A 19,667-nucleotide genomic window follows, 5' to 3' on the forward strand; every position below is an offset into this window, starting at 1 on the left:
AACCCCTCCTGCTTTGCAGCTTGGAGGGGTTTTTGGTTCTGTGTATGTCGAGAACAGTCAGGAGTTTACACCCAACCGCGGAAACGAGAAGCTTCAGCCATTTTGCGAGCGCCCACCATGTAAGCGGACAAACGCATGTCTACACGGCGTGTTTGAGACAAGGAGTAAACATTCTCAAACGAACGCACCATAACTTGCTCCAATTTCGCTTCCACTTCTTCTTCTGTCCAGTAGTAGCCTTGGTTATTTTGTACCCACTCGAAGTAGGATACAGTGACACCGCCAGCGCTAGCCAGTACGTCTGGAACAAGCAGAATGCCACGTTCCGTCAAAATTTTGGTTGCCTCCAATGTCGTTGGACCATTGGCTGCTTCTACCACGATCTGAGCTTTGATATTGTGAGCGTTTGCAGCAGTAATTTGGTTTTCAATCGCTGCAGGCACCAGGATATCGCAATCCAGTTCAAAGAGCTCTTTGTTTGTAATCGTGTTGTTGAACAGCTTCGTAACTGTACCGAAAGAGTCACGGCGATCCAGGAGATAGTCGATATCCAGACCATTTGGATCGTGCAGCGCACCGTAAGCATCGGAGATACCGACTACTTTAGCGCCTGCATCGTGCATGAATTTCGCCAGATAGCTACCAGCATTACCAAAACCTTGGATTACGACGCGAGCACCTTTTACGTCGATGTTGCGGCGTTTTGCTGCTTCGCGAATGCATATCGTTACACCTTTTGCAGTTGCTGTTTCACGACCGTGCGAACCACCAAGCGCGATCGGTTTTCCCGTAATGAAGCCAGGGGAGTCAAACTCACGAATACGGCTGTACTCATCCATCATCCAAGCCATGATTTGCGAGTTCGTAAATACGTCTGGAGCCGGAATATCTTTTGTCGGGCCCACGAGTTGGCTGATTGCGCGAACATAACCGCGGCTCAATCGTTCCAGTTCGCGGAAAGACATTTCACGCGGGTCACAAATGATACCGCCTTTACCACCACCATATGGCAGATCGACGATACCTGCTTTGAGGCTCATCCAGATGGACAGTGCTTTTACTTCATCCTCTGTAACTTCCGGGTGGAAACGAATGCCCCCCTTGGTTGGACCTACTGCATCGTTGTGCTGTGCACGATAACCAGTAAACACTTTTACTTCGCCGTTATCCATGCGAACCGGAATGCGTACAGTCAAAACGCGTAGCGGCTCCTTCAAGAGTTCAAACATCGATTCTTGGTAACCTAGTTTCTCCAGTGCTTCCTTGATCACCACTTGAGTAGATTCAAGCAAGTTCAAGCTCTCTTGCTTTTGTTCCCCTTGGGTGCTTTCGGTTACCACGTCTTGATTACCCATTACTTACCACCTCAAAAATGTTATCGGTAAACGCAGGTCTTAGTATACATGTTTGTCCCCAGTATGAGAAGGTATAAAAAAACCTTTTTTCCATTTCGTAAGCGTTTTCTCGTGTCGAAAGGCATAATCATGCAAAATATTGCCAATCCGCAAAACCCTTGATATAAGTAGTCTGAATTTGCTGTACAAACAAAAAAACGCGATAGGAATCGTACTTATAGCCTCTCCAACTTGGCAGGTTTCATTACCAATCCTGAGGAATCATGTCATTATAAAAAGAGTAATTCTGGAAGTTTATACATGGTGTATTTTGTTGAAAAATTTATTGGGTTGTCCTTATTTTTTTCCCATTCGGAAGAGAAATCCCCTCACACGAAGAACAGCTTTTCCCAATTATAGAAATAACCAACACAGCGACCACGTCGTCATCTCTCCACCTACACACAGCAAAAGCACCTAGCAAGAAACTAGGTGCTTTTTTATCTCCCCAAGCATTTTCTTACGTAAAATGCCTGCATATTTCTTTTACTGCATCATCTGCCACAACAACCTTCCCGTATTCCTCCAATACGTAGATGGTTGTTGGCGTCGCTTCCCCGTACTCAGAGAGGATCGCAATCAGTTTGTGGTAGCGCTCCTGATCCAATTCCACTTCTTCCAGCACCAGGTGATACTTGCCCTGGTAGAAGTAAGCGGAGCCTCCATTGGTTAAAAGAGCATTTATTCGGTGAGCAGCTTCTACCATGTGCTCAAAATCACGGAAGGCGTAGATGATGAGGTCGCTTTCTTCAAGCGTCACCTCAAGCTCATATACTTCTTCGTCGTCGAAATCCTCTTCTTCTTTCCCGTCTTTTGAGCCGGTTTTGCCACGAGTAACGATCACGACCATACCCTGAGCTGGCAAGGCGAACACTTCAACGGCAACAGGCCCTGACACTTCAAAACCTAGTTCATGATACGCCTGCTCCATCATGTCGTTGAACAGTTCATGTACTTTAGGAATGTCACGCCACATGTCTTCTTTCTCTATCCCGCGCTCTGACAGGTCATCAAACGTTAAAAAGATTCGTATTTTATCTTGACCAAGGCGTTCAACACGCATGACTGTCCCTCCTCGCCATCCAGTCGTACTACAAAATATGATTGTAAGCCTGTAAGAGTTCTCCGCATTTTCCGACGAATACCTGTTGTCATTCATCCATTTTTTCTTCGTTTAGGAAAATCCGAGGTAGTCCTATCATATCACATTTGTCATCTGGAACATAGCCACGCTACACCTTGCGCTTGTCTTCGCACCTTTCACGTGTGCTGTCGATAGCAGGAGCCTGCGTATCGGACTTTGTTGTCAGCTGTCAGTTTTTGCGCTTTCCCAGGAAAAGCAGGCGCTTTTGGGTTGCCTCGTAGATGACGACCCAACCGGCCAAGAGTACAGTCGGGATCGGCATTTTTACAAATTGAACGGTAAACAAAAAGAGTGAAAAAAAGGACATGAACACATGCATCCAGGCGTTTTTCCTATCGACAAATCGAACCTGGAAAAAGTGAAAAATGTGAAAGTGCAAAAGCCCCAAAAGAAGTGCCGTTGCGACTACAAATAGAACCAAGGAGAGAAACAGTTCGACGGGCGAAAACAAGAGCATGGATAGCCATTCTCCCATGCTTGCCAAGTGATCGTACCTCGAAGGAAATACATGAAAAGCTCCGTTTCCCAGTATCCAGGCAAGCGCCCCTACCAGCAGGCTTCTTCCCATGACCGCCATCACAAAGCCATTCACCTCACGTGCATTCTTCTCCCCATCTTATTGAGTGCTGCTAGTTCGGGTTCCTGTAAAAAGAAAAAACGCCGACTACCGGCGTTCCGTAAAGCCTTGCTCTCTCAGTCTCTTCTGAATCCAGATGGCGGCCTGTGCGCCGTCCCCCATCGCGATCGCTACCTGCTGGGAATGCTCCACTATATCTCCAACCGCCCACAGATTCGGATGATCCGTCTCTTTCGTTCTCGGGTTTGTAAGCACATGTCCTTTTGGATTCAGTCTCACGGATAGCGGCCTTAAAAGATCCGTCTGAACTTGTGCACCCGGAAACGAGAGAAAAGCTCTGGTTACCTCCAGATGTTCACCCGTTGAAAGAATCAGCTGCCTCAACCCTCCGTCGTCATGAAGCATTCTTTCCACAGCTGCGTCCAGCAAGGTATAGCCTTTGTCTGACAGCATCTCTCTCAGCTCTGGTGGCACGGGTGCCTGCGCATGGTTAATGAGATAAATTTTCGAGGTATAGAAAGCAAGCTCGTCTGCCATCTCGATTGCCTGTGGGACAGCTCCGATCACAGCAGTACGCTGCTCTAGGGTCTCATAGCCGTCACAGTCCGGACATAGAAAAATGGATGTTCCCAGACACTCTTCGATGCCGGGGATGGCCGGAAATGGATCCTTTATCCCCGTCGCCATGACCAAGGTCCGGCATTCCAGCGGCTGCACCGCGTTTCTCCTATGTACCAAAAAGCCAGCTTCCCCCTGACTTTCCAATTTAACGACTTCATCAGCAAAGAAGACAGCCCCGTATTTGGCTGCCTGCTCCCTGCCTTGCCTGCGTAAGCTCTCTCCGCTTACCCCATCCTCAAAGCCAAGGATATTCCGGTAGGATTTGGCGATAGTTGACCTTCCCCCAGGAGTGTCTACAACCGCTACACGACGCATGCTTCGTGCCAGCTGGATCGCTGTTTGGAGTCCGCCAATCCCACCGCCAACGATAATGGTATCGTACATCATGCGCTCCCCGCCCATCGTTTGCATTTCTCCATAGCATAACCTGGGTCAGGGAGACTCATTACGGAAGAAGTGGGACGAGAACGACCTTTCCCGCTGTCAATTGTGCTTCGAGGGAGAGACCATTGTAGTTTGCAATTTTAGCCACATAGGAGTTGTTCCCATAATATTTGCGCGAAAGCATGTACAGTGTCTCGCCTTTTTGCACGACATGCTTGATTGCCTTTGGTTTTGGCACGGCTGCATCTGGTTTGGCTGCCGCACTCGGTTTGGCTTGTGTACTTGCTTTGGCATCTGTCTGCGGCTTGGTGACGCTCTCCGCTTTCCCGGCAACTTCCTGGATCCCTGTTTGTCCTGCCGGGGCCCCATCAGGCTTTGGTCCCTGACTAGCGTCTGGAAGTGCTGGCTGATTAGGTGCAGATGCCTCCTCAGTTGTCTTGGGTGTTTGAGGCTGTTCTACAGGCGCTGGTGCAGGGGATTTGGGCTCTGTACTAGCTGCCACTGACTGGGTCGGGGAATTTGTCACGGTTGAAACAATAGGACTACCTTCCCCCTCAGACGGGTGACTCACTTTTGCTTGGTATAGTTCAACACCAATCAACCCGAAAAAAAGGGCACCAAACAGATACAGTCCGGACGTAATGAGCTTTTTTAACGAGATGGAACCAGAAGGTCGTTTTGTTCGCGAACGACGAGGAGGCAAGCCAGTTTGTTCCGTACTCACTGTTTCTTCCCCTTTCTCCTTTTTAATGTAAATTGCAGATAGGAAGCCAATACCAGATCGATGAGAATATGAGCGATAATCGATGGCCACAAAGTCCCTTCCCGTTCAAAGAGCATCCCTAAAAGCAGGCTGGTGACAAACACGCTGATAAACAACAGCGGCTTTTTCAGATAGCGAACGTGAATGAGCGTGAAGATGATGCTCGTCCATAAGTTGCCGATCCAGGACTGGACGACGCCTCGGAACAGCCATTCCTCTCCCACTCCAACGGAAATGCAAACCAGTAGGGTCATGAACAGCGACATGTTTCCAAACACTGTTTCATTCACGTTGCCGTCGTCTTGCCAGCTACTCGGCAAGTACCGATCCATCGCTACGCTTGCCAAAATGATACCGAGAGCAACGAGCAGCGCCATCGCCAGCCCCGACCCGTCCGGGGCCGTAAACAACCCGACGGTGCGTTCCCAGCCTAGGAAGAACAAGCTGCTTCCTGCGGCAATTGCCAAAACCAAACCCTGAGTCAGCCAGAGATTTAACCGCAGATTAGCTTCATCTATCTCTTGCCCGCTGTCCTTCACTGGTTTTGTTCCTCCTTTATTTTTTCGGCAAGAGCTTCTCCAAAGCCTGCCGCAAATCCCAAGAGTTTTCATCTTTCTTGTCCGGCGTATTCGTCCGATCGCCTTGATACGCCTGTCTCTCAAGCCCGCAGCACGAACAGCAATGAAGAGTAAATGCCGCCTGCTCCTCGCCAAAATAACGGTTCAGCTTCTTCCGCAGACAATCATTCGCATCTTCTACATACCTGAGCATTTCGTACAGCTTTTGCTTTTTCAGCCGTTTTCGTTTCTCGGTTTCCTGCCAAATGCGCTGCACATGCTCGGCTCCCGAATCAGACGCGGCAGCCACCTCTTGAGCAAGACCTGTCTGCTCTGCGTAAAAAGTGAGCATCTGAATCATCTCTTCGGTCATTTCAGTAGGTCCCCACGCGTCCTTGTTTGCTGTCGCAGCGGTTTTGAAGACTTGAAAAAACTGCATCACTTGCAGCTGAGTAGGGTATTCCTTTTCCACCATGTGCTGATGGATCTGCCAATCATCCTCTACATAGAACAAGACGGCATAGCCTGGCTGCCCGTTTCGTCCAATGCGACCGATTTCCTGCGCGTACGCCTCCATACTGGCAGGCAGCTGGTAATGGATCACATATTGTATATCGGGTTTATCGATCCCCATACCAAATGCATTGGTAGCAACGATCACGTCCAACTCGCCTAAGAGAAACTGCGACTGGATCAGCATTCGCTCCATGCTCTCCATGCCACCGTGATAGCCGTGTACTCTTTTTGATCCCTGCAGTTGATACGAGGCTACGAGTACCTCTACAGCGTTTCTCGTACTGCAATACACAATACCTGGACCTTTCAGTTCATCCATCAACTGCAGGACTTGCTCACGGCGCTCTCCCTCATCGCTCACCCTTACCAGATCGAGTGCGATATTCTCCCGATTCAAAGGCTGCGACATCACATTCTCCTGGGCAATTTGCAGCTGCTGACTGATTTCTTTTCGTACATCCTCTGTTGCGGTTGCTGTAACTGCCAGCACCAGAGGATTTCCCAGATGTTTGATCGCATCCGGCAGACGTAAATAGTCCGTCCGAAAATCATGTCCCCATTGGGAAATACAGTGAGCCTCGTCGATTGCAACGAGCGACACCCCTATCCGCTTCAGTACGGACTGGATGTACGGCTGCTGCAGTTTTTCCGGAGAAATATACAAAAGCTTGTACACACCGTTACCGAGCTCGCGCAGGATCTCTCGTGATTCAGCCGGATCCTGCGAACTGTTCACATAAGCTGCTGGAATCCGCCTGCGTGTGCGCAGCTGCTGCACCTGATCAATCATCAGGGAGATTAACGGAGAAACCACCACTGTGATACCGGGTAAAAGCAAAGCTGGGAGCTGGTACGTAACCGACTTTCCTCCCCCTGTAGCAAGAATCGCAAGGACATTTTGCCCGGAAAGCAGTCTCTCGATAATCTCTCTTTGACCTGGTCGAAAGGAAGCATGTCCAAAATGCAGCTGCAATTTCTCTAGCAATCTTCTGTTCACGTCCACCTCTCCCCCTGTCTGCGTGCCAAGGCCAGCCGAATCTGCAGGTACGAGACAGCTTCGCCCAAATGATCCTTGATGAGACGAAGCCTGCTCGTTTGCAGCTGTTCGCTGGTCTGGATGATGACAGCGCTCAGTTTTGGCTCTAGATAGGTAGAGCAATCCCATTCCGGACAACGCAAAGCGATCTCGGCCAGATGATCCTCCACGGTGCTTTCTTTGATTTTGCGCGCATCAGCGATTTGTTCGATGCTCATCCCGCGCTGCACCAAGGCATATGTGCGTGCAGCGCTCTCAGTCAAACGCGTGTCCCATTTTTCTGTTTGCACGACGAGATGGGACAACAAGGGAAAACGGGCCGGGTCTTCTTGCAGCTGCAGGATGGACATAGCAAGTCCATAGCGGAATGGCAATTGTAAATAAAATGCCGAGTCCTTTTGCTGCGCGGCTAGCTGTCCCAGCGTTTTCCCGACCTGAGTAGCCCCGGACAATTGCCCGATCAACAGTTTTTGGACATCCTCAGGAAGTGGGCTCCAGAGCGTGTGCAATTCTTCCCCGAGCCGTTTTTGCCATTGCTCGCGGGCGGTTTGTGAAGCCAACTGGTTTTTTACCCACTGCTGAATTTTTTTGTCTGAAACGACGGGAAAGAATCCCAAATCTCCTGCGAGAAGTTGGGAAACGGTTTGTACGAGCAAGTGAAGACGCTGCCAAAACAGCTCTATTTTTTCAGCCATTCCTGATTCTGTGAAAGGCTCGTTCCACCGCTCCAGTTGAAAAGCAGCCTTCCATTGCTCGGCTTGGTCAATCCCTTTTTCCGTGATCGAGAATGATGGTTTGGATGTCGCTGTCACTGCAGGAAGCGGTACAATCCATTCTTCCTGCAACAAAGTTGAAACAATTTTCTCCCAATCCTCTTTTGTAAAACGCGGAAACATCCGATAATACGGATAAAGGTGGTACAAATGTACGTCTTGCAAAGTCTGATTGGCTTTTCGGCCTCGCAAAATGTAAAAGGCTGCCTGAAGCGTTCGCTCATTGGCAAGAGGAATCATGGCGTTTATGGTCACAGCGCATAAAAAATCCTGTGCCGCAATGCTCCGATTGTTCATTGGTACTCCTTTATGGATCTATCTTTATCACTCATCTGCTGCAATTATCATATGGAGGAGTTTTATGACAAAACGATTGAAAAAATCAGAATTTATGATGGCCTATATGATCATCATAACACTTGCTTGTACGGTTGGTGGATTTTTTTTCGGGGCGCATTATATGAAAACAAAAATGGAAGCGGAGCGAGCCGCTGCCCTTGAAGCTCAGCAGCAAGAAGCCATGCGTGACCAGCAATTAAAAGCACAAAAGCTCTACAATGAGCAGGATTTTATCCGCTTTTATTACTCGGTGTATGCTCCACTGCTCCATTTCCGTCAAGCGCACTTTGATGAAATGGCGAAATGGAATGCCATGGATAAAAAAGAACAGGCTGAGTCTTTAAAATATTTGACGAAGCAGGCTGAAGAGACACTGAAAGCATTGGAAAAGAACGTGCCGCTCCCGACTTCTCCTTTATTGGTACAAGCCCACAGCAATTTTGCGAACAGCGTACGGGCTTATTTGGATAGTATGGAGCAGGTGCGATCCGATCAGAATAGTAATGCCTTAACCCCAGCTGCAATCGCAGCACGCATGCCGCTTTTTCAAAACAGCTGGCTCACGGCTCAAGAAATGCTGTACCGCTCAATAGCCGCATGGGAGTCCGCTTATGTCGTGAAACAGTCTTTGCCTAAAACATTGCCCGCTTCAGTGACCACTGGACAATGGAAGCAATATCCCTTCCATTATCGGACGTACGTTGCTGCTACTGCGATGGCAAAAGACAAGCAATGGAAAAGCTACAGCCCCGAAGACTTGACGGCTCGCATTGACAGTCTTGTTGCGACACAAGATGCCCAGAACCTTGGCATCCAGGATGTGGCAGACGCCATTCGTTTGTTAAACGCCACAGACGCGATTCATCCAGGCGACTTTAAGCAAGTGAGTGGAAAGCTCTACTCCCAGCTGAAGGCTCCTGAAATTCCGCTTTACAAGTAGTCGTACATTTTTAGACTGATTCAATCTTGAAATCTTTTGAGCAAGAGCATACAATGGTCTATGATAGTGGACGTACCACTTCGTAATGGGAGGTGAAACGACGATGACAACATGGGTAGATAAAGATACTTGTATTGCATGCGGCGCCTGTGGAGCTACTGCTCCTGACGTCTTTGACTACGATGATGAGGGCTTGGCCTTCAACAAACTGGATGACAATGCAAACAGCGTTGAAATCCCGGATATCCTGCAAGACGACGTTCGCGACGCCGCTGAAGGATGCCCAACTGATTCTATCAAAGTGGAATAGTTCATTCCATCTACATGGATCGAAACCTCTCCGCCTCGTGCGTGAGAGGTTTTTCAGTTTCTTCGCACTTGCAAGTGAACGGTTGATCAGCAAATTACCATTTCAACTTCCAGCACTTTTCGATACAATAAAAGCAACGCAAAAACCGAACATTAAATCCGGGATTTCCCATTTTTTGTGAGATGAATATCTTAACGTTCGGAATTTGGTTGTTTTTAACCTTCCGAAACTATTGATTAGCCTATTATTTACGAACGTTAAATACATTTTTATTTGCATCGTTCATTTTTTCCGTTTTTTGTGCTTGACGACACCCTTTTTGCCATGATATCGTAAGTACAAATCTTACGAGACACATACTGATAAACAGCGATGACGAAGAAACGCTGTGTCCGGAAACCCTCAGAGAGCCGATGTTTGCTGCGAATCGGTGGTTCCACTCACAGATAAGCACTTCCGAGTTGTTGCGTCGAACAACGGTTGTTTAGTAGACGCGAACGGTTGATCCGTTATCTCTTTAGGTCATGTACCTGCTAAGGCTCTTCTTTGAGAAAAGAAGGGTAAATGAGGGTGGCACCGCGAAGCAAAGCCTCTCGTCCCTCACTGTTCTGTAATAGGAGCAGTGTGAGAACGGGAGGCTTTTTATACTTTCATCCACTTGTGTTCGCTAACGCGATACAGAACGAAAGTATAAAGGCATACAGGCTCCGCCATATGGCTTGGCGCCGACAAGTTTATTATCGCAATCATACTTAGGAGGAGAGAAACATGTTTACTGACAAACAAATTTTGAGAATTCCTGGCCCTACCCCTATCCCGCCACGTGTTCAACAAGCGATGAACCAGCCTATGATGGGACACCGCAGCGGCAAGTTCTCTGCTCTATTCGCAAAAACGGCTGAGCGCCTGAAGCCGTACTTCGGTACACAGCAAGATGTGTACATCATCGCAGGAAGCGGCACAAGCGCCCTGGAAATGGGTGTGGTCAACACACTGCAGCCCGGTGATGAAGCAGCCATTTTGGTCAGCGGAAACTTCGGGGAAAGATTCGCAAAAATCTGCGAGCGCTACGGCGTCATTGCTCACCGTCTTGAAGTTCCTTGGGGCGAAGCCGTAACACCAGAGCTTCTGGATGCTTTCCTGAAAGAAAAGCCGCAAGTCAAAGCCGTTTTTGCTACCTACTGTGAGACTTCTACAGGTGTCCAAAACCCGATCGCTGAGCTTGCAGAGGTCATCCGCAAACAATCCGATGCTCTGTTCATCGTAGACGCGGTAAGCTGCCTGGGTGCTGTTCCTTGCGAAATGGACGCTTGGGGTGTTGACATCGTCGTGACTGGCTCCCAAAAGGCTTTCATGCTCCCGACTGGACTTGCTTTCCTGGCTGCCAGCGAGCGTGCATGGGCTGTCATTGAGCAAAACAAATCCCTTGCTTTCTACCTGGACCTGAAAGCATACCGCAAGAGCTTGAAGGATCAAACGACTCCGTACACACCTGCTGTATCGTTGATCTTTGGTCTCGCTGAAGTGCTTGATATCTTGGAAGAAGAAGGCTTGCCAGCCATCGTGAAGCGTCACGAGCTGATGCGTGATATGACGCGCGCTGCCATGCGAGCTTTGAATATCAAGCTGATGGCTGAAGATGCGTATGCGGCTACTACCGTTACTTCCTGCGACCCACAAGGCGCATTTGATGCCGAAGCGATGCGCAAAGCATTGACCAAGCATTACAACATCTCGATTGCAGGTGGACAACAACACCTGAAAGGGAAAATCTTCCGCATCGGTCACATGGGCTATTGCGAGCCACTCGATGTTCTGCAAGTGATCGCTGCTATTGAAATGTCGCTCCACCAAATCGGCGCTCCTGTAGAGCTGGGTGCCGGTGTCAAAGCTGCTCAGGAGGTGCTCATCGCACATGTATAAAGTACTGATTACTGACCCACTTAGCGAATTCGGAATTCAACAACTGCTGGACGCGCCTGATGTAGACGTCGTTCGCAAAACAGACCTCTCCCCTACTGATCTGCTCGAAGTCATTGGCGATTACGATGCCCTGCTCGTACGCAGCCAAACCCAAGTGACGGCAGAAGTGCTGGCTGCTGGTAAAAAGCTGAAAGCTGTCGGTCGTGCAGGTGTGGGTGTCGACAATATCGATATCAACGCTGCTACCCAAGCAGGGATTCCTGTCATCAACGCTCCAGACGGAAATACGATCTCTACGGCAGAGCATTCGTTTGCCATGCTGATGGCTGTTGCCCGCAACATTCCACAAGCTCACAAAAAGCTGGTTGACGGTACATGGGATCGCAAAAGCTTCCAAGGCGTGGAGCTCAACAATAAGGTACTGGGTATCCTTGGTATGGGCCGTATCGGCTCTGAGGTAGCCAAGCGTGCAAAAGCATTCGGTATGACAGTCATGGGCTTTGACCCGTTCCTGACAGAAGAACGCGCACAAAAAATGGGTGTGATCAACGCAACCGTCGACGAGATTTGCCGTGCTGCTGACTTCATCACGGTTCACACCCCACTGACCAAAGAAACACGCCACATCATCAGCTCCCGCGAGTTCGCCAAAATGAAAGACGGCGTTCGTCTCATCAACTGCGCTCGCGGTGGGATCATCGATGAAAAAGCGCTGTACGAAGCCATCACGACTGGTAAAGTAGCGGGTGCGGCTCTCGACGTATACGAAGTGGAGCCGCCAGTAGACAATCCATTGGTCGGTCATCCAAAAGTGGTAACCGCTCCTCACCTCGGTGCTTCCACAATCGAAGCGCAAGAAAACGTAGCAGTAGACGTATCGGAAGAAATTCTGAAAGTACTTCGTGGCGAGCCGTTCAAAAATGCGGTGAACCTGCCATCCATCCCTGCGCATGTGATGGAAAAAGTGCAGCCTTACTTCACACTTGGCGAAAAGCTGGGTCATTTCCTCGCACAAGTAACGGTCGGCTCCATCTCGGAAATCGAAATCAAATACAGCGGTGAATTGACGGATGTAGATACTTCGCCACTGACTCGTACCGTATTGAAAGGTGTGCTCTCTTTCCGCCTCGGGGAGGAAGTCAACTTCGTCAATGCTCCTCTGCTTGCCAAAGTGCGCGACATCACGGTTACCGAGCAAAAAGCGGCACAAAACAAAGGCTTTACCAACCTCTTGACCGTAGCCCTGAAAACGACTCAGGAAACCCGTACAGTCGCAGGTACTCGTCTGAACGGTTATGGTGCCCGCATCGTGAAAATCGATGACTACGCGATCGACGTGGCTCCAGAAGGCTATCTGCTGTACATCCACCACAATGACCGTCCTGGGGTAATCGGACGCGTGGGTTCGATCCTGGGTGAAAACAACGTCAACATCGCGACCATGCAGGTGGGACGCCGCGACGTTGGTGGAGATGCGATCATGATGCTGTCTGTCGATAAACCGCTGACTGCTGAATTGCTCGATACCATGGGTGAATTGGCGGAAGTAAAAAGCGTTACACAGATCGAGCTGTAGTCCATCGCAAAGACTGCAAAGACCTGGTGAAGAACCGGGTCTTTTTCTTTACCCTTTTTTTCCTAATGGATATAATAGGACAAGACCATCGCTTACGAAAGGAGCCTGTTATGACGAACCAGGCAATCATGGCCATTGGCATTTTTCTCGTTACCTACGCATTTATAATCAGTGAAAAGCTGCACCGTACAATCGTAGCGATGTCCGGCGGGATCCTCATGGTACTGTTCGGGATTGTCTCTCAAGAGCAAGCTATCCATCATATTGACTTCAATACGCTGGGCTTGCTGATCGGGATGATGATACTCGTTACTGTAACCGCGCAGACTGGCGTCTTCAAGTACGTGGCTATTCGTGCAGCCAAGGCTGCCAAAGGAAAACCGATACGTATCCTGGTGTATCTGAGCATCATTACAGCGGTTGCTTCTGCCTTTTTGGACAATGTCACCACCGTGTTGCTGATTGTGCCCGTGACCTTTAGCATCGCACGTCAGCTACAGCTAAACCCCATTCCTTTTCTCATTAGTGAGATCATTGCCTCGAATGCGGGCGGTACCGCTACTCTCATCGGAGATCCGCCGAATATCATGATCGGCAGTGCGGTTCCTGAATTAGATTTCATGGCGTTCTTGTTCAACTTGGCTCCGGTCATCATAATCATCATGGCGGCTACGGTCTTCTGTTTTGTTCTGATTTACCGCAAGCAACTTGTTACATCCCCCGAGCTCAGTGCAAAAATCATGCAATTGAACGAGAGGGATGAGATTACGGATGCTGTTTTGCTAAAGAAATCACTCACTGTGATGGCCCTGACGATCGTTGGCTTCATGCTTCACGGAGCTCTGCAGCTGGAGACGGCGACGATTGCTTTGACGGGCGCTTTCCTCCTGCTGCTATTGACGGGCGAACATTATTTGGAGGACGCAATCAGCAAAGTCGAGTGGAGTACGATCTTTTTCTTCATTGGTCTCTTCGTTCTCGTCTCGGGCCTCGTGGAAACTGGCGTCATCGCGAAGCTGGCCGGCGAAGCAATCAACCTGACAGGAGGAGATCCGCTGCATACCTCCCTTTTGATCCTATGGCTGAGTGCCATTGCTTCTGCTTTCGTAGACAATATCCCTTTTGTCGCGACGATGATCCCGATGATCAAAGAGATGGGAGCACTCGGAATTACCAATTTAGAACCGCTGTGGTGGAGTCTTGCACTCGGAGCTTGCTTGGGCGGTAACGGTACATTAATCGGAGCAAGTGCGAACGTCATTGTTGCTGGATTGGCATCCAAGGAAGGCTACAACATCAGCTTCGTCGGCTTCCTGAAGGTTGCCTTCCCTCTCATGCTTCTCTCGATTGCCATTTCGCATTTGTATGTGTATCTGCGCTATTTTATCTGGTAAGGAGGAGTACAAATGCTGCGCTATACATTTGATGAATCTTTAATCACTATCACAGAAGCTGCAAACACGAATGACGTCACCTTTCAGATTACTGTCCAAACGGAAGAAATGCGCAGCCGGCTAAAGCAGGTGCGTTCCTTCTTTGAGGACAACAAAGATTATACCGATGTCTTATTCTACACGCAGGCTGACGGTACCTATGAAGTGATCGTTAGAAATGATTCGATCCATCCCTTTTTGATTCACGCTTTTCTCTTTCAATGCTTGAAATCACTGCAGTGGGAATAAGCTTGCAGACATTAGAAAACTTGGCTGCGCCAAGCCTTTTGGCGCAGTCTTAGTTGCACTTATACTGGCTAAGAATCTTATAAATTCTTACTGTACAAAAAAGACTCCGCCGAAATGATTAAGGCAGAGTCTTTTTTAGGTTTGTTGAATCCTCTATTCAAGAATCGTCAAGAGATCTCTCACGTCGTCGAGAATATAGTCAGCTTTTACTTCCTCAAACTTCGCACGAGCCTCTTGACCAGACAGCCCCGTAAGCGTTGCGGCAAATTTGCAGCCCATGGAGCGTGCGGCTAGAAAGTCTGCCGGCGAATCTCCTACGATCAGGACTTCCTCACCCTTTTGAATAGGCAAAGAGAAGTTTACCACATCGCTATTCGGAGCAGACAAGCCAAGCAACCCTTTTACATACGAGTACGGATGCGGCTTGGACATTGGCGCATAAGACGGGAATTCCTCTTCCGCTTCCAAGACATGAGATGCGGTAACCACGCGATTTGGGTCAAACCATTCCAGGATTTTCATTTCCGAGAGTGGAACATGTGTCTCGATCGTAGGACGGCCTGTACCGATTCCAAGCGTATATCCCTTTTCCTTCAACGTGCGGAACAGCTCGATCATTTCCGCAGGTGGTACGATCGGGATCTCGTCTGTCAGGAAGCCTTTTTTACCAGTCTGACTGGTTTCGCGACCGATAGAAGCCGCTACCCTCTCGTCACCCAAGTACCATTCCTGAAACGTTTCGTAGCATAGCTGCCATAGGGTGCTGCTGCGAGAGAAGATTTCTGTGTCTACACCAAGACGCTCTTTTGTGATCTGATTCAAGTACAGCAGCATTTCTGCCTTTTGTGCGGAGCCTTTTGCAAAATCAGGGATAAAGGCTGCATAGTCAACCGTAAAGTCGGGTGCATAAGCAGCGCCCCACTCTCTGAGCTTGGCCAGTTCAGCACGGTCCACTTGTCCACGGAGAATACTCTTTGCTTCATCGCCTACATGCGGCATCAGAGCTTCTACCAACCGAATCACTTGATAGGAGAACGCGAGATAAACCATGTCCCAGTTGGAGTTGATGCCGCGCGCTTTGATCAGATCCAGCACTTTGTCATTTGCAAACACTTGGTCACGCACCCGGCGTATTTCCTCTTCCACCGGAGCTGGTGTAAAGGAATCAGACCTTACGCCCAAATACTGTGGGCTGTACAGCATTTCCCATACCGTCAAGGCAGAAGCATCGAAGTAACGTTCTTCGCTCAGCATAACCCCATCTACATCAAAAAGAATCGTCTTGATCATTTCTCTCTACACTCCTATTTTGTTTTCGATTGCAGCATCAAGGCAATCGTAAACGTCGTTCCTTCTCCCATTTTGCTCTGTACGCCAATCGTCCCGCCGTGAGCCTCGACAATGTTCTTGGCGATGGCAAGGCCAAGTCCAGTGCCGCCTACCCGACCTCGCGTACGCGCTTTGTCGGCTTTATAGAAGCGTTCAAAAACAAACGGCAGATCTTCCTGGGGAATACCACTGCCCGTGTCGCTAATCTCCAGCAGCAAAGTCTTGTCGCCGCGAGCCCGGATGGTCACGCTGCCTTTGCCGGGAGTATGTCGTAGCGCATTGTCAATCAGGTTGGTCAGCACTTGTTCCATGCGATCGGGATCCATACTGACCACATTGTGAGAGGTTGACATTTCCAAAAGCAAATGAATATCCCGTTCCCGCGCCAAATTCGTAAACTTGCGCTGGATCCGCTCCAAATACGGCCGCAGCTCCACAGGCTCGCGGAACAGCTCCACATGACCTGCTTCCATTCGCGCCAGGCTTAGCAGCTCATTGACGAGCTTGGTCATGCGCACGGACTCATCGTAGATGATTTGCGCCAGTTCTTTGTGTTCTTCCGGTGTAGTTGCGATATCATCCACGATCGCTTCACTGTATCCTTGCAGCATGGACAGCGGCGTCCGTAGCTCATGGGATACGTTTGCTACAAAATCGTTGCGCATTTTATCCAGCTTGCGCTCCTGTGTCATATCGCGCAGGACAGCGACTGCCCCACGAATTTGCTCGCGATCGATTACCGGAACCATGACCAGCGCCCAATTCCGCCCTTGCAGCGGGATATCCTCTGTCACTTCCTGACCCGTTTGAACAACCTGCTGATAGATGGGGAACAACGGAGCAGGTTCATCTGGATGCTCGAATTTCCAGTCGCGCAAAAAGCGCTCACCCGGAGGATTCGTTAAGGCGATTTTTCCCTCTGCATCGATCATGACCACACCGTCAACCATGCTTCTCAGTACGCTCGCCAATTGTTCTTTTTCCTTGGACAGCGCATCTACCAATTGGTTAAGGCGAGCAGCCATCGTATTAAAGGACGCGGCAAGCTCCCCTGTCTCATCTGCCGTACGGACGGGAATCTCTGCATGAAAGTCCCCTTCCGCAATGCGATGAGCGGTTTCTTTCATCTGACGCAAAGGAATCGTCACCCTCGACGATAGGAAGAAGGCAAACACCGTGGTAGAAACAAAAGCGAGAACGCCAACCACAAAGATCAGGAAGCGAACTTCATTCACCGTATCATCAAAATCTTCCATCGCCTGATACATGACGACAGAGCCATGCTTGCCAGCGGTATACTCCATCGGCACGGCTACCGCGATCAGCTGCAGACTCGCATTGGGATTCTTTTGATCGTTCGCCCCCACCTGCAAATAGATTCGTTTCGGTGCGGGATGTTGACCCGCCAAGGCCTCTCCAAGCTTTAGCTCAGGAGAAGCTAGCAGGTCATCGACCGGTATGCTGGGAAGACCTTTCCCCTCGCTCTTCCCAATGACGTTTTTCTGATCGTCCAATACCACCATTCCGGTATGATGCACGACGCCAAATGCCGCTGCCATCTCCAAAGCGCCTTGTGTATTGGAACTTGCGGACAATCCGCTTGATAATCCTTCCGCCAGATCCTGCAAATTTTGCGTCTGTCTGTTCGTATAGAAGCTGTCAAAGGATTGTACGATGAGCAAGCTGAAAATCGTGAGTACCAAAGCAAACAAAGCAATGATCGTCATCCAAAGCTTTCCGACAACGCTGCGAAAAAAGACATCCACTTTATTTTGGCACCTCTAATTTATAACCGACACCCCATACGGTAGCGATCATATTCGCTGCCTGCGGAGACACACGGTTTAATTTTTCACGCAAACGCTTGATGTGTGTATCAACCGTGCGAAGATCTCCAAAAAACTCGTAATTCCATACATCTTTCAGCAGCTCTTCGCGAGTGAATACCTTGTCTGGAGAAAGCGCCAAATAGTGCAATAGCTCATATTCCTTAGGAGTAAGACTGACTTCTTGACCACTGGCAATCACTTTGTGCGCGTCATGATCAATGGTCAGTTCGGGAAAGACCAGGACAGAATGGCTGTTAAAGGTCTCTGTTTTCAAATAAGCGGTCGCCGACGAACGACGCAGGATCGCCTTTACACGATACATGACTTCACGAGGACTAAACGGTTTCACGACATAATCGTCAACCCCGGCTTCAAAGCCATGAACGCGATTGGTCTCTTCTCCCTTTGCCGTCAGCATGACAATCGGAGTCGCTTTGAATTCCCGAATGCGCTGACAAACTTCGATCCCATCCATTCCCGGTAGCATCAGATCGAGCAAGATGATGTCGTAGTCGCTCCCGACTGCCATTTCGACTGCCTGTTCTCCGTTGTCTGCCTCGTCGATCAAGAAGTTTTCTCTTTCCAGATACATTTTCAACAGACGGCGGATGCGTTCTTCGTCATCCACCACAAGGATACGTGCCAATTTCTCCATGCCCAACACCTCTTAGCGATTTGATTTCGTATAAATGATGGAAGATAGTCCAAAAAGCTGGTCTAGACCAGCTTTTTTCTCGGATAAATTATACACCAGCATAGGAGTGCAAACCAGCAATAACCAGATTGACTACGACCAGTGTGATCAAGATGATGACAAACCCGATAACGGACATCCAGGCAGACTTCGCACCGATCCATCCGCGGGAGAGTCGTAAATGCAAGTACGCGCTGTAGAACAGCCATACGATCAATGCCCATACTTCTTTCGGGTCCCAACCCCAGAAGCGTCCCCACGCTTCTTGCGCCCAAATCATGGCAAAAATCAGGGCACCCAGCGTAAACACGGGATATCCGATACTGATGGCACGATAGCTGATTTCATCCAGCAGTTCTGGTTCAATGCCCTCTACAGATGGCTGAATCAATGCCCCCAGACGTTTTCGGAAGATCAACCGCAGAACCCCATACAATACAACACCTGTAAGCACCGACCAAAGCATGGTGTTCAGCTTGCGAGCAGCATCCTTGCCTTCCATCCACGTAGGCGCTGTAAACAGCGGAGACATCGGACCTTGCTTGATGATCGTAGCATCAGCTGGAGCTACAAGAGCTGGCATCGTGTACTCAGCCTGAGCCTTTTCCATCTGCCCCATTGCATTCTGTGTTTCTTTGTTCATTTCAAATACTGTTTTCTGGTCCATACGGGCGAATGTCGATTCCATCCCGATAAAACCAACCAGCATCAGCACAACAGCCAGAACGACTTCTAGCCATTTGGTACTCTTCGTAGATACGGTTTGCGGTACTGTGCGGATCAAATACATCAGACCAGCCGCAAAGCCGACTGCCAAAATCCCCTCACCTAGCGCTGCTGTCGTTACGTGAATATGCAGCCAGTAGCTTTGCAGAGATGGGATCAGCGGTGTAACATCCTTGGGAAACACATAGGAGTACGCGAGCATGATCACGCCGAGTGGCAACACGAATGCTCCGATTACCGTCAGCTTATAAATCCTGTAAATAATCAGATAGGCAAGAATAATACAGAAATCCAAAAACGCCATGAACTCGAACATGTTGCTGGTTGGGCTATGTCCTCCCCCAATCCAGCGAGTCACGACATAGCCTGTCTGTGCGATAAAGCCGATGACGGCGAGCCAGTAGGCAATCCGTCCATACTTTGCTTCATGTTGCTTGGGGTCGCGCCCCGCCCAATTCTTCCCCGTCATAGCTATGACGAAAACAATGGACGAGAGCACGTAGAGCAGAAACGCAATATCCAATAACCAGTCACTCACTTGGATGAACTGCACG

Annotated in this window: 18 protein-coding genes and 1 other annotated feature; of the genes, 6 read left to right on the forward strand and 12 right to left on the reverse strand. The window is 49.3% G+C overall.

Annotation, left to right across the window (positions count from 1 at the left end; genetic code table 11):
• Positions 1-65 precede the first annotated feature (65 nt).
• The 8 genes from EDM59_RS07980 to EDM59_RS08015 all read right to left on the reverse strand — a co-directional run bounded on the left by EDM59_RS07980 (position 66) and on the right by EDM59_RS08015 (position 8,020).
• On the reverse strand, positions 66-1,355 hold the full coding sequence (locus EDM59_RS07980) for a Glu/Leu/Phe/Val family dehydrogenase (protein WP_122923090.1): 1,290 nt from the start codon (positions 1,353-1,355) through the stop codon (positions 66-68).
• Positions 1,356-1,854: 499 nt separating this feature from the next.
• Positions 1,855-2,457: a genetic competence negative regulator gene (locus EDM59_RS07985; protein ID WP_092272051.1), complete on the reverse strand. Its 603-nt coding sequence runs from the start codon at positions 2,455-2,457 to the stop codon at positions 1,855-1,857.
• A gap of 250 nt (positions 2,458-2,707) precedes the next feature.
• On the reverse strand, positions 2,708-3,130 hold the full coding sequence (locus tag EDM59_RS07990; protein ID WP_183192841.1) for a hypothetical protein: 423 nt from the start codon (positions 3,128-3,130) through the stop codon (positions 2,708-2,710).
• A 72-nt stretch (positions 3,131-3,202) separates the two neighbouring features.
• Entirely contained in the window at positions 3,203-4,138 is a 936-nt protein-coding gene (locus EDM59_RS07995) for an NAD(P)/FAD-dependent oxidoreductase (protein WP_246010937.1), read from the reverse strand.
• Positions 4,139-4,181: 43 nt separating this feature from the next.
• On the reverse strand, positions 4,182-4,844 hold the full coding sequence (locus EDM59_RS08000) for a LysM peptidoglycan-binding domain-containing protein (RefSeq protein ID WP_122923091.1): 663 nt from the start codon (positions 4,842-4,844) through the stop codon (positions 4,182-4,184).
• A complete protein-coding gene (locus tag EDM59_RS08005) occupies positions 4,841-5,422 on the reverse strand; it encodes a CPBP family intramembrane glutamic endopeptidase (protein ID WP_122923092.1) in 582 nt (193 codons plus the stop codon). Before EDM59_RS08005 ends, EDM59_RS08000 begins: the two co-directional genes overlap by 4 nt.
• Before the next feature lie 16 nt (positions 5,423-5,438).
• The gene (locus tag EDM59_RS08010) at positions 5,439-6,953 is read right to left on the reverse strand and encodes a RecQ family ATP-dependent DNA helicase (RefSeq protein WP_122923093.1); all 1,515 of its coding nucleotides are present in this window, start codon (positions 6,951-6,953) and stop codon (positions 5,439-5,441) included.
• Positions 6,950-8,020, reverse strand: coding sequence for a YpbB family protein (locus EDM59_RS08015; RefSeq protein ID WP_246010938.1), 1,071 nt, complete (start codon positions 8,018-8,020; stop codon positions 6,950-6,952). Before EDM59_RS08015 ends, EDM59_RS08010 begins: the two co-directional genes overlap by 4 nt.
• Between EDM59_RS08015 and EDM59_RS08020 the strand changes: the two genes are divergently transcribed.
• The 6 genes from EDM59_RS08020 to EDM59_RS08045 all read left to right on the forward strand — a co-directional run bounded on the left by EDM59_RS08020 (position 8,004) and on the right by EDM59_RS08045 (position 14,535).
• Positions 8,004-9,044 carry a hypothetical protein gene (locus EDM59_RS08020; RefSeq protein ID WP_246010939.1) on the forward strand — a complete coding sequence of 347 codons (1,041 nt, stop codon included), beginning with the start codon at positions 8,004-8,006 and terminating at the stop codon, positions 9,042-9,044. The genes EDM59_RS08015 and EDM59_RS08020 overlap by 17 nt on opposite strands.
• Positions 9,045-9,147: 103 nt before the next feature.
• On the forward strand, positions 9,148-9,354 hold the full coding sequence (locus EDM59_RS08025) for a ferredoxin (protein WP_031305339.1): 207 nt from the start codon (positions 9,148-9,150) through the stop codon (positions 9,352-9,354).
• A 363-nt stretch (positions 9,355-9,717) separates the two neighbouring features.
• Positions 9,718-9,958, forward strand: a binding site (T-box leader).
• 164 nt (positions 9,959-10,122) lie between these two features.
• Positions 10,123-11,277, forward strand: a complete 1,155-nt coding sequence (locus EDM59_RS08030; RefSeq protein ID WP_122923096.1) for a pyridoxal-phosphate-dependent aminotransferase family protein — start codon at positions 10,123-10,125, stop codon at positions 11,275-11,277.
• The gene (gene serA, locus EDM59_RS08035) at positions 11,270-12,853 is read left to right on the forward strand and encodes a phosphoglycerate dehydrogenase (RefSeq protein WP_092272030.1); all 1,584 of its coding nucleotides are present in this window, start codon (positions 11,270-11,272) and stop codon (positions 12,851-12,853) included. The genes EDM59_RS08030 and serA overlap by 8 nt, the downstream gene beginning before the upstream one ends.
• A gap of 110 nt (positions 12,854-12,963) precedes the next feature.
• On the forward strand, positions 12,964-14,247 hold the full coding sequence (locus EDM59_RS08040; RefSeq protein ID WP_122923097.1) for an ArsB/NhaD family transporter: 1,284 nt from the start codon (positions 12,964-12,966) through the stop codon (positions 14,245-14,247).
• Between the two features lie 12 nt (positions 14,248-14,259).
• Entirely contained in the window at positions 14,260-14,535 is a 276-nt protein-coding gene (locus EDM59_RS08045) for a hypothetical protein (RefSeq protein ID WP_122923098.1), read from the forward strand.
• 153 nt (positions 14,536-14,688) lie between these two features.
• Here EDM59_RS08045 and EDM59_RS08050 read toward each other — a convergent pair whose 3' ends face one another.
• The 4 genes from EDM59_RS08050 to ccsB all read right to left on the reverse strand — a co-directional run bounded on the left by EDM59_RS08050 (position 14,689) and on the right by ccsB (position 19,666).
• A complete protein-coding gene (locus EDM59_RS08050) occupies positions 14,689-15,825 on the reverse strand; it encodes an HAD family hydrolase (RefSeq protein WP_122923099.1) in 1,137 nt (378 codons plus the stop codon).
• Between the two features lie 14 nt (positions 15,826-15,839).
• Entirely contained in the window at positions 15,840-17,630 is a 1,791-nt protein-coding gene (locus EDM59_RS08055) for an ATP-binding protein (RefSeq protein ID WP_122923100.1), read from the reverse strand.
• Position 17,631: 1 nt separating this feature from the next.
• Positions 17,632-18,348 carry a response regulator transcription factor gene (locus tag EDM59_RS08060; protein ID WP_122923101.1) on the reverse strand — a complete coding sequence of 239 codons (717 nt, stop codon included), beginning with the start codon at positions 18,346-18,348 and terminating at the stop codon, positions 17,632-17,634.
• An 88-nt stretch (positions 18,349-18,436) separates the two neighbouring features.
• Positions 18,437-19,666 carry a c-type cytochrome biogenesis protein CcsB gene (gene ccsB / locus EDM59_RS08065; protein ID WP_092272015.1) on the reverse strand — a complete coding sequence of 410 codons (1,230 nt, stop codon included), beginning with the start codon at positions 19,664-19,666 and terminating at the stop codon, positions 18,437-18,439.
• Between the last annotated feature and the right edge of the window lies 1 nt (position 19,667).

The sequence above is a fragment of the Brevibacillus nitrificans genome, assembly GCF_003710965.1.
GTDB classification, from domain to species: Bacteria; Bacillota; Bacilli; order Brevibacillales; family Brevibacillaceae; genus Brevibacillus; species Brevibacillus centrosporus.